This is a genomic window from Candidatus Methylomirabilota bacterium (genome assembly GCA_035709005.1).
In the GTDB taxonomy this organism is placed as follows: domain Bacteria; phylum Methylomirabilota; class Methylomirabilia; order Rokubacteriales; family CSP1-6; genus 40CM-4-69-5.
Genome location: DASTFB010000132.1, coordinates 83,552 through 96,076 on the forward strand (window position 1 = coordinate 83,552; position 12,525 = coordinate 96,076).

Annotated in this window: 14 protein-coding genes; 9 read left to right on the plus strand and 5 right to left on the minus strand. The window is 69.4% G+C overall.

Annotated elements, in window-relative coordinates; all coding sequences use genetic code 11:
• Positions 1-4 precede the first annotated feature (4 nt).
• Positions 5-1,144: an acyl-CoA dehydrogenase gene (locus tag VFR64_22270; protein ID HET9492458.1), complete on the plus strand. Its 1,140-nt coding sequence runs from the start codon at positions 5-7 to the stop codon at positions 1,142-1,144.
• A 93-nt stretch (positions 1,145-1,237) separates the two neighbouring features.
• Here VFR64_22270 and VFR64_22275 read toward each other — a convergent pair whose 3' ends face one another.
• Positions 1,238-1,519 (minus strand): hypothetical protein, encoded by a 282-nt coding sequence (locus VFR64_22275; protein HET9492459.1) that lies wholly within the window; start codon positions 1,517-1,519, stop codon positions 1,238-1,240.
• A gap of 1 nt (position 1,520) precedes the next feature.
• Here VFR64_22275 and VFR64_22280 point away from each other — a divergent pair, with 1 nt between their 5' ends.
• The 7 genes from VFR64_22280 (at position 1,521) to VFR64_22310 (ending at position 7,925) form a co-directional block, all read left to right on the plus strand.
• Entirely contained in the window at positions 1,521-2,333 is an 813-nt protein-coding gene (locus tag VFR64_22280) for a hypothetical protein (GenBank protein ID HET9492460.1), read from the plus strand.
• A 98-nt stretch (positions 2,334-2,431) separates the two neighbouring features.
• On the plus strand, positions 2,432-3,604 hold the full coding sequence (locus tag VFR64_22285) for an ABC transporter substrate-binding protein (GenBank protein ID HET9492461.1): 1,173 nt from the start codon (positions 2,432-2,434) through the stop codon (positions 3,602-3,604).
• A 75-nt stretch (positions 3,605-3,679) separates the two neighbouring features.
• On the plus strand, positions 3,680-4,597 hold the full coding sequence (locus tag VFR64_22290) for a branched-chain amino acid ABC transporter permease (GenBank protein ID HET9492462.1): 918 nt from the start codon (positions 3,680-3,682) through the stop codon (positions 4,595-4,597).
• 2 nt (positions 4,598-4,599) lie between these two features.
• On the plus strand, positions 4,600-5,544 hold the full coding sequence (locus VFR64_22295; GenBank protein HET9492463.1) for a branched-chain amino acid ABC transporter permease: 945 nt from the start codon (positions 4,600-4,602) through the stop codon (positions 5,542-5,544).
• Positions 5,537-6,292 carry an ABC transporter ATP-binding protein gene (locus VFR64_22300; GenBank protein ID HET9492464.1) on the plus strand — a complete coding sequence of 252 codons (756 nt, stop codon included), beginning with the start codon at positions 5,537-5,539 and terminating at the stop codon, positions 6,290-6,292. Before VFR64_22295 ends, VFR64_22300 begins: the two co-directional genes overlap by 8 nt.
• A complete protein-coding gene (locus VFR64_22305) occupies positions 6,289-6,993 on the plus strand; it encodes an ABC transporter ATP-binding protein (protein ID HET9492465.1) in 705 nt (234 codons plus the stop codon). Before VFR64_22300 ends, VFR64_22305 begins: the two co-directional genes overlap by 4 nt.
• An 80-nt stretch (positions 6,994-7,073) precedes the next feature.
• A complete protein-coding gene (locus tag VFR64_22310) occupies positions 7,074-7,925 on the plus strand; it encodes an MBL fold metallo-hydrolase (GenBank protein ID HET9492466.1) in 852 nt (283 codons plus the stop codon).
• Between the two features lie 139 nt (positions 7,926-8,064).
• Here the strand turns inward: VFR64_22310 and VFR64_22315 are convergent, their stop codons facing one another.
• The 3 genes from VFR64_22315 to VFR64_22325 are packed head-to-tail and all read right to left on the minus strand — an operon-like array spanning position 8,065 to position 10,024.
• Positions 8,065-8,883, minus strand: coding sequence for a family 1 encapsulin nanocompartment shell protein (locus tag VFR64_22315; GenBank protein HET9492467.1), 819 nt, complete (start codon positions 8,881-8,883; stop codon positions 8,065-8,067).
• The gene (locus VFR64_22320; GenBank protein ID HET9492468.1) at positions 8,880-9,239 is read right to left on the minus strand and encodes a ferritin-like domain-containing protein; all 360 of its coding nucleotides are present in this window, start codon (positions 9,237-9,239) and stop codon (positions 8,880-8,882) included. The genes VFR64_22315 and VFR64_22320 overlap by 4 nt, the downstream gene beginning before the upstream one ends.
• Before the next feature lie 47 nt (positions 9,240-9,286).
• On the minus strand, positions 9,287-10,024 hold the full coding sequence (locus tag VFR64_22325) for a gamma-glutamyl-gamma-aminobutyrate hydrolase family protein (protein HET9492469.1): 738 nt from the start codon (positions 10,022-10,024) through the stop codon (positions 9,287-9,289).
• 69 nt (positions 10,025-10,093) lie between these two features.
• On the opposite strand from VFR64_22325, the gene VFR64_22330 reads away from it, so the two are divergent.
• Complete coding sequence (locus tag VFR64_22330; protein HET9492470.1) at positions 10,094-11,836, plus strand: gamma-glutamyltransferase; 1,743 nt, start codon at positions 10,094-10,096, stop codon at positions 11,834-11,836.
• A gap of 29 nt (positions 11,837-11,865) precedes the next feature.
• On the opposite strand, the gene VFR64_22335 is transcribed toward VFR64_22330, so the two are convergent.
• Positions 11,866-12,456, minus strand: coding sequence for a hypothetical protein (locus VFR64_22335; GenBank protein HET9492471.1), 591 nt, complete (start codon positions 12,454-12,456; stop codon positions 11,866-11,868).
• Positions 12,457-12,525: the final 69 nt, after the last annotated feature.

Genomic DNA, 12,525 nt, shown 5'->3' on the forward strand with positions numbered 1-12,525 from the left:
GGGCATGAATTTCGGGTTCAGCGACGAGCAGGAGCTGCTCCGGGCCACCGCTCGCAAGTTCCTCGAGAACGAGTGCACCTCGGCCTTCGTGCGCAAGCGCATGGAGGAGGCGGCGGGGACCACTGACGACTTCTGGTCCAAGCTGGCCGAGCAGGGGTGGCTGGGGCTCGTCTATCCCGAGCAGTACGGCGGCAGCGGGCTGGGCTTCGTGGATCTCACGGTGCTGATGGAGGAGATGGGGCGGGTCGTGATGCCGGGGCCGTATCTGTCCACGGTGCTCCTCGGGGGGTTGACCATCCTGGAATCGGGCTCGGCCGAGCAGAAGGCGGCCTGGCTCCCCCGAATCGCCGCAGGTCAGGCCAAGGCGGCGCTGGCCTGGACCGAGCCCAACGCCCGCTGGGACGCCGCCGGAGTCACCGTAGCGGCCAAGCCGCTCGGCGACGAGTGGGTGTTGAACGGCACCAAGCTCTTCGTGCTCGACGCCCACCTGGCCGACGTTCTGGTCGTCGTCGCCCGCACGGCCGACGGCAAGCAGCCCGAGCACGGGGTGAGCCTTTTCCTGGTGCCGAAGGGGACGGCGGGGCTGGAGGTGAAGCTGCTGCCGACCATGGACCAGACCCGAAAGCTGTGCGAGGTGACGTTTCGCGACGTGCGGGTGCCCGGCGCCGCGCTCCTCGGCTCGCGCGACGCGGGCTGGAGCCCGCTCAGTCGCGTCATCGACCGGGCCACGGTGGCGCTGTGCGCCGAGATGTGCGGCGGCGCCCAACGGGTGCTGGACATGACCGTGGACTATGCGAAAGTCCGGGTCGCCTTCGGGCGTCCGATCGGCTCGTACCAGGGGGTGAAACACAAGGCCGCCGACATGCTGGTCGATGTCGAGAACGCCAAGTCGCTCACCTACTACGCGGCCTGGGCGGTGGACGAGAACGTGCCCGAAGCCCCGCTGGCGGCCTCGATGGCCAAGGCCTACTGCTCGGACGCCTTCCGGAAGGCGGCCGGCACCGGCATCCAGCTGCACGGCGGCATCGGCTTCACCTGGGAGCACGACCTGCACCTCTATTTCAAGCGGGCGAAGTCCTCCGAGTTCGCCTTCGGGGACGCCACGTACCACAGGGAGCGGGTCGCGCAGCTGATCAACCTGTAGCGGATCGCGCCGCCCTCATGGCGTCCGCAACTTTTCTCGACCGGTTCATGGTCGAGCTCCTTGCCGGAGCGCTGCTCGCGCCTCGTCGCCTGGTCACTTCCCGCCGCGGCCCAGCCGCCAGCGGGGCTGTCCCGCGTGGGAGTCATCGTGGCGATCGGCGGCCCGCCGGCCAACCGGCGGGTGGATGAGCTCAGACAGGGACTGGAGGAGTTGGGGTGGGTCGAGGGCCGGAATCTCGCGCTCGAGGTTCGCCACGCCGGGGGCAGCCGTGACCGCGAGGACCCTGGGCCGGTCGCTTCCCTCCACGCTGTTGATCCAGGCGACCCAGGTGCTCCAGTAGCCCTGCGCGAGCGCCCTGGGGGCTAGAATCGACATCGTGAGCGCGCCCGTCGAGCCCAAACCCGCTGCGTCGGTGCTGCTCGTGCGAACGGCCGGCCCCGGTGTGGTCGAGCCGCTCGAGGTGTGGATGGTGAGGCGGCAGAAGGCCATGCGCTTCCTCGGCGGCTACTACGCGTTCCCCGGCGGCAAGGTCGATCCTGCCGACACCACGCCGGACGCTCTGGGCCGCTGCTACGGGTTGAGTGCCGCCGACGCCGCGCGGATCATCGACGCCGGCGAGCCGGCTCCGGACGTGCCGCCCCTCGCGTACTGGATGACGGCGGTCCGGGAGCTGCTGGAGGAGAGCGGCCTCTTTCTGGCCTGCGACCGGCACGGGCGTCCCATCGGTGCCGGCGAGCCGGCGGTGGCCGACAGCATCGACGATCTCCGCAAGGCGCTCATGGCCGGTGAGCAGTCGTTCGCCGCCCTGCTCGGCGGGCGGGGCTGGTACGCCGACCTGCGCCCCTTCCGGTATCTCTCGCACTTCGTCACGCCGACGGCGAGCCCGATCCGGTTCAGCGCGCGCTTCTTTCTCTGCGCCGTGCCGGCTGGACAGCGTCCGCGCCTGTACACCGAAGAGACGTCGGAGGGCTTCTGGATCATGCCGGGGGAGGGATACCGGCGGTTTCGGGCGGCGGAGATGGCGATGGCCGAGCCCGCCGAATACGGGCTGGGCTATCTGGCCCAGTTCGAGTCCCTCGACCACCTGTGGGCGGCCCACGCCGACCACCGCGAGAAGTTCCACGGGATCATCGACCGGATCGACAGCTTCTGGAAGGACTTCGACTGGTCCCGGAGCCGACACCGCTAGCGGCCGGGCCCGAGCCTGGACGGCGCCGGGGCCCTTTGCTACACTCCGCGGCGGCCTCCGCACTCCAACTGGGACAGACAGGAGGTACTGCCGTGGTCATGGTCCTCCGTAGCCTCATCGTCGGGCTGTTCACCGCCGCCCTGGCCGTCACCCCCGTCGCCGCCGCCGAGACCGTGAAGATCGGGTTCATCACGTCGCTGTCGGGCCCGGCCGGGATCATCGGCAAGCACATGAAGGATTCGGTGGAGCTGGCCCTGGACCACCTCGGCCGCAAGGTCGGTGGGCTGGAGACCGAGGTGATCTATGGGGACGATCAACGCAAGCCCGACGTGGGCAAGCAGCTCGCCGACGAGATGCTCAAGAAGCACCGGGTACACTTCGTCAGCGGGATCATCTGGTCGAACGTCATGCTGGCTGTCGCGCCCACCGTCACGCAGGCCGGGACGTTCATGATCGGCACCAACGCCGGCCCCCACCAGCTGGCCGGCAAGATGTGTCACGAGCTGTTCTTCACGACGTCCTGGCAGAACGACCAGACGCCGGAGGCCATGGGCAAGTACATGTCGGACCAGAAGCTCACCGACGTCTACGCCATGGCCCCCAACTACGCCGCCGGCAAGGACATGATCGCGGGCTTCAAGCGCTATTTCAAAGGCCGGATCCTCGAGGAGGTCTACACCAAGCTCGGCCAGCAGGACTATCAGGCCGAGATCAGCCAGATCCGGGCCAGGAACCCCAAGGCCGTGTTCGTGTTCTATCCGGGCGACATGGGCATCCAGTTCGTGAAGCAGTACGTCCAGGCCGGACTGCGCGAGCAGACCCCCCTCTACTCCGTGTACACGATCGACGAGGTGACGCTGCCGGCCCTGAAGGACGTCGCCCTGGGCATCTTCGAGACGCGATACTGGAGCCCGGACCTCAAGAACGAGGCGAATCAGAAGTACATCAGCGACTTTCGCAAGAAGTTCGGTTACACCCCCTCGTTCTATGGCGCCCAGAGCTACGACGGCATCATGCTGATCGACGCTGCGGTGCGGGCGGTCAAGGGGGACCTGGCCGACAAGAAGGGGATGATCGCGGCCATGCGGAAGGCCGACTACCGGTCGACCCGCGGCGCCTACACGTACAATGTGAACCACTTCCCGGTTCAGAACTTCTACCTGCTCAAGACCGTCAAGGGGGCGGGCGGGGCGGCCGAGATGCAGATCCAGAAGGCCGTCTTCGAGAAACACAAGGATTCCTACTACAAGGAATGCGGGATGAAGTGGTAGTTCCCCGCCAGTGGTGAAGCAGGGGCGCGGGACCACCACCGCGCCTCTGTTCTTTATGCGGATGCGCCGATGACCTTGCTGCTGGTGCTGGAGCAGGCGCTGAACGGCTTGCAGTACGGCGTGACGCTCTTCCTCATGGCCGCCGGCCTCACCCTCGTGTTCGGCATCATGAACCTGGTCAACCTGGCCCACGGCTCCCTGTACATGGTGGGGGCTTATCTGGCCACGACCTTCTACCAGTGGACCGGCTCCTTCCTGGCCGGCGTGGCGCTGGCCCTGGCCGCCACGCTCGGGCTGGGCATCCTGCTGGAGATCGTCGCGCTGCGCACGCTCTACGAGCGCGACCACCTGGACCAGGTGCTGGCCACCTTCGGGCTCATCCTGTTCTTCAACGAGCTGGTGGCCATCCTGTGGGGGCGCGCGGCCCTCTACACGAGTCTGCCCGCCTGGCTCGGTGGTCACGTGCCGGTACTTCCGGGTGTGCGCTATCCCGTCTACCGCGCCGTGGTGATCGTGGTGGGGCTGGCGGTAGCCGTGCTGCTCTGGGGACTCGTGGCGCGCACGCGCCTGGGCATGCTCATTCGGGCCGGCGCCAGCAATCGGACCATGGTGGCCGCGCTCGGCGTCAACATCCGGCTGCTCTACACGCTGGTCTTCGGCCTGGGCGCAGCCCTGGCCGGTCTGGCCGGGCTCATGGCCGGTCCCATCTACGCCGTCCAGCCCGGGATGGGCGAGCAGATCCTCATCCAGGTCTTCGTGGTCATCGTCATCGGCGGCATCGGCTCGATCCGCGGCGCCCTGGTGGCCGCGATCATCGTGGGAATGGTGGACACACTCGGCCGAGCCTTCTTGAAGCCGACCCTGGCCACGTTCCTGTCACCGAGCGCCGCTGACAGCGCGGGCCCGGCGCTGGCCTCCATGCTCATCTACCTCTTGATGGCTGTCGTGCTTCTCTTCCGGCCGCAAGGGCTGTTCCCGGTGCGCGCCCGGTAGCGATGGCGCTCTCGCCTCGCACGCTGGCCGTGAGCGCGTGTGTCATCGCCCTCGGCCTGGTCCCGCTCGCCGCCGCCGTCCTGGACGAGCCGTTCTATATCGATCTCTTCCGCCGGATCATGATCTTCGCCATCGCCGCGTTGAGCCTGGATCTCGTCCTCGGCTACGGGGGCATGGTCTCCTTCGGCCACGCCGCCTACCTGGGGGTGGGGGCGTACGCCGTGGGCGTCCTCGCCTATCACGGCGTGGACAACGGCTACCTCCAATGGGCCGTGGCCATCCTGGCCTCCGCGCTGATCGCCCTGGTGATCGGCGCTGTGTCCATCCGGACGAGCGGCGTGTACTTCATCATGATCACCCTGGCCTTCACCCAGATGCTCTACTACCTGGGCATCAGCATCGAAGAGTACGGGGGCGACGACGGCATGCGGCTGGCCACGCTCAGCCAGTTCGCCGGGGTCATCGATCTCGGCGACGCCACCGCTTTCTACTACCTGGTCCTCGGCATCCTGGCGCTGTTCCTGCTGCTGGGCCACCGCATCGTGAACGCGCGGTTCGGGATGGTGATCCGCGCGGCCCGCTCCAACGAGGGCCGCGCGCTGGCCATCGGGTTTTCGCCGTATCGCTACAAGCTGGCGGCCTTCGTCATCGCGGGGGCGATGGGCGGCGTGGCCGGCGCCCTGCTCGTCAACCACACCGCGTATCTGACTCCGGAGTTCATGCACTGGACGCGCTCGGGCGAGATCATGTTCATGGTGATCCTGGGCGGCATGGGTACGTTGATCGGGCCCGTCGTGGGCGCCCTGGTGCTGCTCCTGCTCGAGGACATGCTGTCGGCGTGGACCGTGCACTGGCAGATCATCCTGGGCCCGTTCCTGGTGCTGGTCGTATTGTTCGCCAAGCGAGGTCTGGTCGGCCTGCTGCCCGATGGGGCCGGGCGTGGCTGAGCCGCTGCTCGAGATCCGGGGCGTCATCAAGAGCTTCGGCGGGCTCATCGCGACCAACCGGGTCGACCTCGACGTGACGGAGGGGGAGACCCACGCCCTCATCGGGCCCAACGGCGCTGGCAAGACCACCCTCATCGGGCAGCTGACGGGCGAGATCGCGCCCGATGCCGGGCGGATCCGGTTCGCCGGGGAAGACGTGACCGCCCTGTCCACGCCGGCGCGCTCGCTCCGCGGCCTGGCCCGGTCGTTTCAGGTGACGAGCATCTTTCGCGACTTCACGGCGCTGGGCAATGTCGCCCTCGCCGTGCAAGCCCATGCCGGCTCCAGCTTTCGTTTCTGGCGGCCGGTCCACAGTGATCCCGGGCTGCGGGTCCCGGCGCTCGACATCTTGCGCTCGGTGGGCCTGGTCCAACGGGCCGACGTGATCGCCGCTGCCCTGGCCCACGGCGAGCAGCGGCAGCTCGAGATCGCCATGGCCCTGGCGACCCGACCGCGGCTGCTCCTGCTCGACGAGCCGATGGCCGGGATGGGTCCCGAGGAATCGCAGCGCATGATCGCATTCCTCCGCGGCCTCAAAGGCCGCTACACCATGCTGCTGGTGGAGCACGACATGGACGCGGTGTTCGCGCTGGCCGATCGCATCTCGGTGATGGTGTACGGCCGGCTCATCGCCTCGGGCTCACCGGAGGAGGTGCGCTCCAACTCGGACGTCCGTCAGGCCTACCTGGGCGCGGACGAAAGGCGATGATGCTGGCGGTCACGGGGCTGCAAGCCGGCTACGGCACCTTCCAGGTGCTCTTCGGCGTCAACCTGGAGGTCAGGGCTGGCGAGGTGGTGACGCTGCTCGGCCGCAACGGCATGGGGAAGAGCACCACGATCCGGGCGATCATGGGACTGCTGCCGGTCCGGGCGGGCGAGGTGCGCTTTCTGGGCCAGGACATTCACCGGCTGCCGTCGTATCGGGTGGCCCAGGCCGGCGTTGGTCTGGTGCCCGAGGGGCGCCAGATATTTCCCAACCTCACGGTGAGGGAGAATCTGATCTCCACGGCGGCCAACCGTCAGCACCAGCCGGATCCCTGGACGCTCGAGAAAGTCTTCGATCTGTTCCCGCATCTGGCCGGGCGTACCCGGATCATGGCCGGGGCGCTGTCCGGGGGCGAGCAGCAGATGCTGGCCATCGGCCGTGCGCTCATGACGAACCCGCGTCTGCTGATCCTCGACGAAGCCACCGAGGGCCTCGCCCCGCTGGTGCGGGTCGAGATCTGGCGGTGCATCGAACGCCTGAAGGCCGCCGGCCAGTCGATCCTGCTCGTCGACAAGAACGTGCGGGTGCTGACGCGTGTGGCCGACACGCACTACATCATCGAGAAGGGCCGCATCGTGTGGTCGGGACCGTCGGCGGAGCTGGCGGCCCGGGAAGATCTCCAGCGCCGCTATCTCGGCGTGTAGGATCGGAGGGCTCGGCACCCCTCTGGAGCGTCCCCCAGGAAGGAGTTGCGCAAGCGCAGCCCGCGCCCGAAACTCGACGGGTGCCCTGGATCGATCCGAGGTTCCCGAAGACAGCTACACCGAGCGACCTGGTCGGCCGCGTGCTGGGCCTCAACCCCGGGCTGATGACCGGGCCGGGCACCAACACGTACCTGGTGGGCCGGCGCGATCCCATCCTCATCGATACCGGCAGCGGCGTCCCCGAGTACGTGCCCCTGCTCGAGGGCTACCTGCGCGAGCGGGGCTGGCGACAGCCCGACCGGGTGGTGCTGACCCACCGGCACCCGGACCATCTCGGCGGCGTCGGCGCCTTGCGCGAGCGCTTCCCCGGCCTGCCGGTCGCAAAGATGCGCCACCGGGATGCCGTCCTCCCCGAGCCCGTCGACGACCTCCGTGATGGCGCCGTCATCGAGACCGACGGCGTGACGCTGGTCGCCGTCCACACCCCCGGCCACGCCTCCGACCATCTCTGCTACTTCCTGGTCGAGGAGCGGGCGGTCTTCACGGGGGACGTGGTCCTGGGGGGCTCGACGACGGTGATCCCGCCGGGCGACGGCGACCTGCTCGATTATCTGGCCTCGCTGCGCCGGCTCCAGGCCCTGGGGGTCGGGCGCATCTACCCGGCCCACGGACCGGTCATCGAGGATGGCCCGGGTCGCCTGGCCGAGTACATCGAGCACCGGCTCCTGCGCGAGCGCCAGATCCTGGAAGCGCTCGGCGACGGGCCGGCCACGATTCCCGCGCTGGTGAAGCGGATCTACGTCGACGTGCCGGTGGCGCTCCACGGGGCCGCCGCCATGTCCGTAGAGGCCCACCTGCGCAAGCTGGCCCGCGAGGGTCGCGCGCGCGAGCACCGGGCCCCCGACGCGCCGTCCCGCTGGGAATCGATGTGAACAGGACACGGGCACCCGGGCTTGATCTCGGCTCATTTCACCGCTCGCCTCGCGCCTCGGCGGCACTCGGCTCGCACTGCGGCCCGTGCCCCGCGCAATCGCGGTCGGCGCTTCTTCTTGGACCCGATCAGGAGGTGAGTCAGGCGCTGAGCACGCAGACCGCGTCGGGCGTCAGCACCTGGGCGGCGATGGATTCGACACAAAAGAGGTGCAAGGCGTCGACGTCGTGCCAGCGGTAGCCGACGCTCAGGTCGCCGCCGACGGTGATGACGAAATCGTCGCCCCGGCCCGAGAAGACCGCCCCGCCGCGGAGCACCGAGGAGCGGTGCACGGCCTGGATCCGCTCCTTGACCTGTTCGCTGGCCGGGTAACCACACCCGCTGGCCTGAGCCTGCCAGAACTCGTTGAAGCGTCCGGGCTCGAGCACCGCGATATACGGACCCGCGATGCCGCTGCGATCGAGGGTGTCGGCCGCCCCGATGAGATCGGCCACGGCCCGGCCCGGCTCGTTCCAGTCGCCCAGCGTCAGGCGGGGCGACTTGCCGGACGTGAGAAACCCGCCACCGTTGTTGTCGCCGTAGAAGACGATCTGGTCTTCGGTCTCGGCCACGTCGCGAGCGGCGGCCTCGGCCGCCGCCGTCTCCAGGACGGGCGCTCCGCGCTCGAAGGTCTCCACCTCCGACCACGAGATGGAAAAATCGGCCCGGATTTCGGTAAGCAGCGCCACGTCCGGGTGAAATGCCCGCGCGCTCCCCCGGGGCCGCAGCCCGGGAGCCGGTCGCAGCGTGCCCAGGCTGGCGGCGACATAGTCCCAGCCCTTGGGGCCGTCGAAGTCGGCGACTCTTCGCCCGGCCAGAACGTGGATCGCGGCTTTACGGACCGCGGCGTCGACCTCCTCCCAGACCCGCTCGGAAACGGGTGCCCCTTTGCGGCGCTGCAGAAAGTCCGCCATCGTCATCGCTTTCTCAACGACCCGATCCCCGTGATCCGAGGCGGCGCCGGAGGCTCGGTGCCGTCGCCGGCTTCCTCGATCGCCAGGACGGGTCGGTCGGTGAACAGGTACATGCGCAGGTAACGGTCGAAGCCCTCGTCCTGGCGACGTAGCCACTCGAGGACCATCGCGGCGTGTTCCTTTTCCTCATCGCGGTTGTGCGCCAGGATCTCGCGAAGCGCGGCGTCGCCGGTGGCATCGACTCGCTGCTGGTACCAGTCGATTGCCTCCAGTTCCTCCATCAAGCTGACGATAGCCCGATGCAGGTCACGGGTGCGTGGGCTCAGCGAGTCGGCCGGTTCGTGGAAGCCTTCCGACGCCACGGGCCGTCCGAGTTGCAAACGCGAGGCCGGTGACTACGCTGCCGCCGCTATCGACGGGCGGCGCTGATGAGGGCGCTGAAGAGGCTACGGGCGGCCGGGTCGTGATCCACGAGGTCTTCCGGATGCCACTGGACACCAACGACGAACCCGCCGCCGTCCTCTCCCTCGACGGCTTCGATGACGCCATCCGGGGCCCAGGCCACGTCCCGCAAACCGCGCCCCAGGCGATCGATGGCCTGGTGGTGAAAGCTGTTGACCTTGAGGTCACCGGCGCCCAGGATCGCTCCTATCTGCGTCCCCTCCACCATCACCTTGACCTCGTGGGTCGCCTGCTGCCGCGGCTCACGCTGGGCATGGTCGATCGGGCTCGTCGGGTAGGCGTCGGGAACGTGCTGGTGCAGGGACCCTCCCAGCGCGACGTTGAGGACCTGCGCGCCGCGGCAGATGGCCAGGACGGGGAGCCCTTGGTGCAGTGCCCGTCGGGTCGCCTCGATCTCAAGCTCGTCGCGCGCTTGCGACACCGCCTCGGCCTTGGGGTGCCTTCGCTGGCCGAACCATTCGGGGTCGATGTCCCCGCCGCCGGTGAGGACGAGGCCATCCAGCCGGTCCCACAGCGCCTGGAGGGCGGGGGGATCCAGGTACGGCGGCAGGAGCACGGGCACGCCACCCGCCCGTTGCACGGCCAGGACGTACGCGCGGTTCAGGTGAGCCCGTGGGGGCGTGGACCCGGGATCGTCGTCCGGCGTGACGGACGTGGTCAGGGCGATCAACGGCGCGCGAGACATGACGCCAGCCTAGCACGACCCGACAATCGCCCCGTCGCGGCCCACGCGCCCGATGTATGATAGCGGGCAATGTCCCTCGACTCCGCCTCGGCCCAGCGCTCGGCCCCGCTGCACAGGCCCACGCACACCGTGCAGGTGATCGGAACCCGTTGGGCCGTGGCCGGCGGTCACCCGCTGGCCGTGGAAGCCGGCGCCCGGATCCTGGGCGCCGGTGGCAACGCGATCGACGCGGGTGTGGCCGCGGGTCTCTGCCTGGGCGTGGTTCACCCCGACATGGTCTCGGTGGCCGGCGTGGCGCCGATTCTCGTGCACCTGGCGGGCAGCGGGCAGACCTGGCAGGTCGCTGGCGTGGGTCCGTATCCGCGCGCCTCCACGGTGGAGTACTTCCGCACCCGACACGGCGGGCAGATCCCGCCCGGCCTGGGCCGCACGGTCGTGCCGGCGGCGCCCGACGCCTGGTGCACCGCGCTGGCCCGCTGGGGCACGATGAGCTTCGCCGAGGTCGCGGCGCCCGCGACCGAGCACGCCGAGCGGGGCTTCCCGGTCTCCGAGTTCTCCGCCTACCAGATGGCGGCGAATGCCGAAAAGTATCGCCGGTGGCCGACCTCGACGGCCCTCTACTTGAAGAACGGGCGTGCGTATCGGGCCGGCGAGGTCCTGACCCAGCGAGAGCTGGGCCAGACGCTGCATCGGATGGCGGCGGCCGAGCGCCGCGCGGGAGGCAGCCGGGCCGACGGCATCGGCGCCGCGCGCGACGAGTTCTATCGCGGCGAGACGGCCCGGCTGATCGCCGAGTTCCACCGCCGCGAGGATGGGCCCCTGACGCTGGCTGACCTCGAGACCTTCGCCGTGGAGGTGGGCCCGGCGCTCTTGGGGACGTTCGGGACGTGGCAGATGGCGACCTGCGGCTACTGGTGCCAGGGCCCGGTGCTGCTGCACATGCTCAACATGCTCGAGGGCCTGAATCTGGAATCCCTGGGTCACAACTCGCCGGCCTACCTGCACCGAATCGTGGAGACGATCAAGATCGCCTTCGCCGACCGGAACGCCTACTTCACCGATCCCAAGTTCGCCGACGTGCCGGAGTTCCTCCTCAGCAAGAGCTACGCGGCACAGCGGCGAGAGCTGATCGGCGAGCGAGCCTGGGCCGAGATGCCTCCGGCCGGTCCGCCGGCGCGTGCCCAGGCCGTGACCGGGCAGGCAGTGATCGCCACCGGTGTGGCCGAAGGCCTCGACACGAGCTACGTGGCCGTCGTCGATGCCGAGGGCAACGGCTTCTCCGCCACCCCGAGCGACCCGAATGCGGACTCACCGGTCGTGGCCGGCGTGGGCTGCGTCGTGTCGCCGCGTGGTTCGCAGGGCTGGCTGGATCCCGCTCACCCCGGGGTCGTGGCACCGGGCAAGCGGCCGCGGCTCACCCCGGCGCCGGCCATGGTCTTCAACGGGGGGCGGCTGGCGATGCCCTTCGGCACGCCGGGTGGTGACGTGCAGCAGCAGGCCATGCTGCAGGTCTTCCTCAACATCGCCGTGTTCGGCATGGCGCCCCAGCAGGCGGTGGAAGCGCCCCGGGTGGCCTCGCGAAGCTTCCCCGACTCCTTCTGGCCCCACGTGATGGCGCCGGGCAAGGTCGAGGTCGAGGGCCGGATTCCTCAGGACACCTGCGCGGCGTTGGCCAGGCTCGGTCACGACGTGTCGATGTGGCCGGACTGGGAATGGCGAGCCGGAGCGGTGTGCGCCGTGAGGGTTGACGGCGAAGGCGTCCGCTGGGCCGCGGCCGATCCGCGTCGAGGCGCCCACGCCATCGCGCGGTAGCGGTCCCACCCGCCGCGAGAGATCGTAGCTTACTCTCGGTCCTCCTCGACCGTCTGCGTCCGGGCGGGCTCGGCGTTCTTCAAGGCCGCCAGAGGACGCCGATCGGCGCCGCCGACACCTTCGGCGACGATGATCGACTTCGCGCGGAACGCCAATCCGGGATCGCGGCGCCAGCCGCGCACGATATCCCTCAACTGGAGCAGCGGCCCGCGCTCCGCGCTCTTCGGCGGGACCAGCTCCAGCTGATCCAGGATCGCGACCTCGAGATCGGCGAGCCCGCCTGCCCGATCGAAGGCCAGAAAGGCGCGGCCGTCGGCGAGCTGGATGAGGGAGACGCCCCGCAACGGGGTGAACACCTCGGGTTGAACCACGATGAGGGCCCGGCGGCCGGGCAGGTGCACGAGTTCGGCTAACGGCGCCGGGCCCGGGGGCCGTCGCCGCTGCCCGCCATCGCTGAGGATCGGCTCGACCAGCCGCACGATCGCCCAGCCCAGATCCCGGTGAATCGTCCGGAGGGCATCCAGCACCTCCTGGGGCAGCGTCAGGGCGACCACTTGTGAAGGACGCCCGAACTTGGGCGGGCGGCCCCGGGCGGCTCGACGCGGTGACCCCGCATCCACGTCCGGCGCGGCCCTCCTCTTCGGTGAGGCCCTCTTCGGGCGACGTGCCATCTCCCTCCCCGGTCGGTA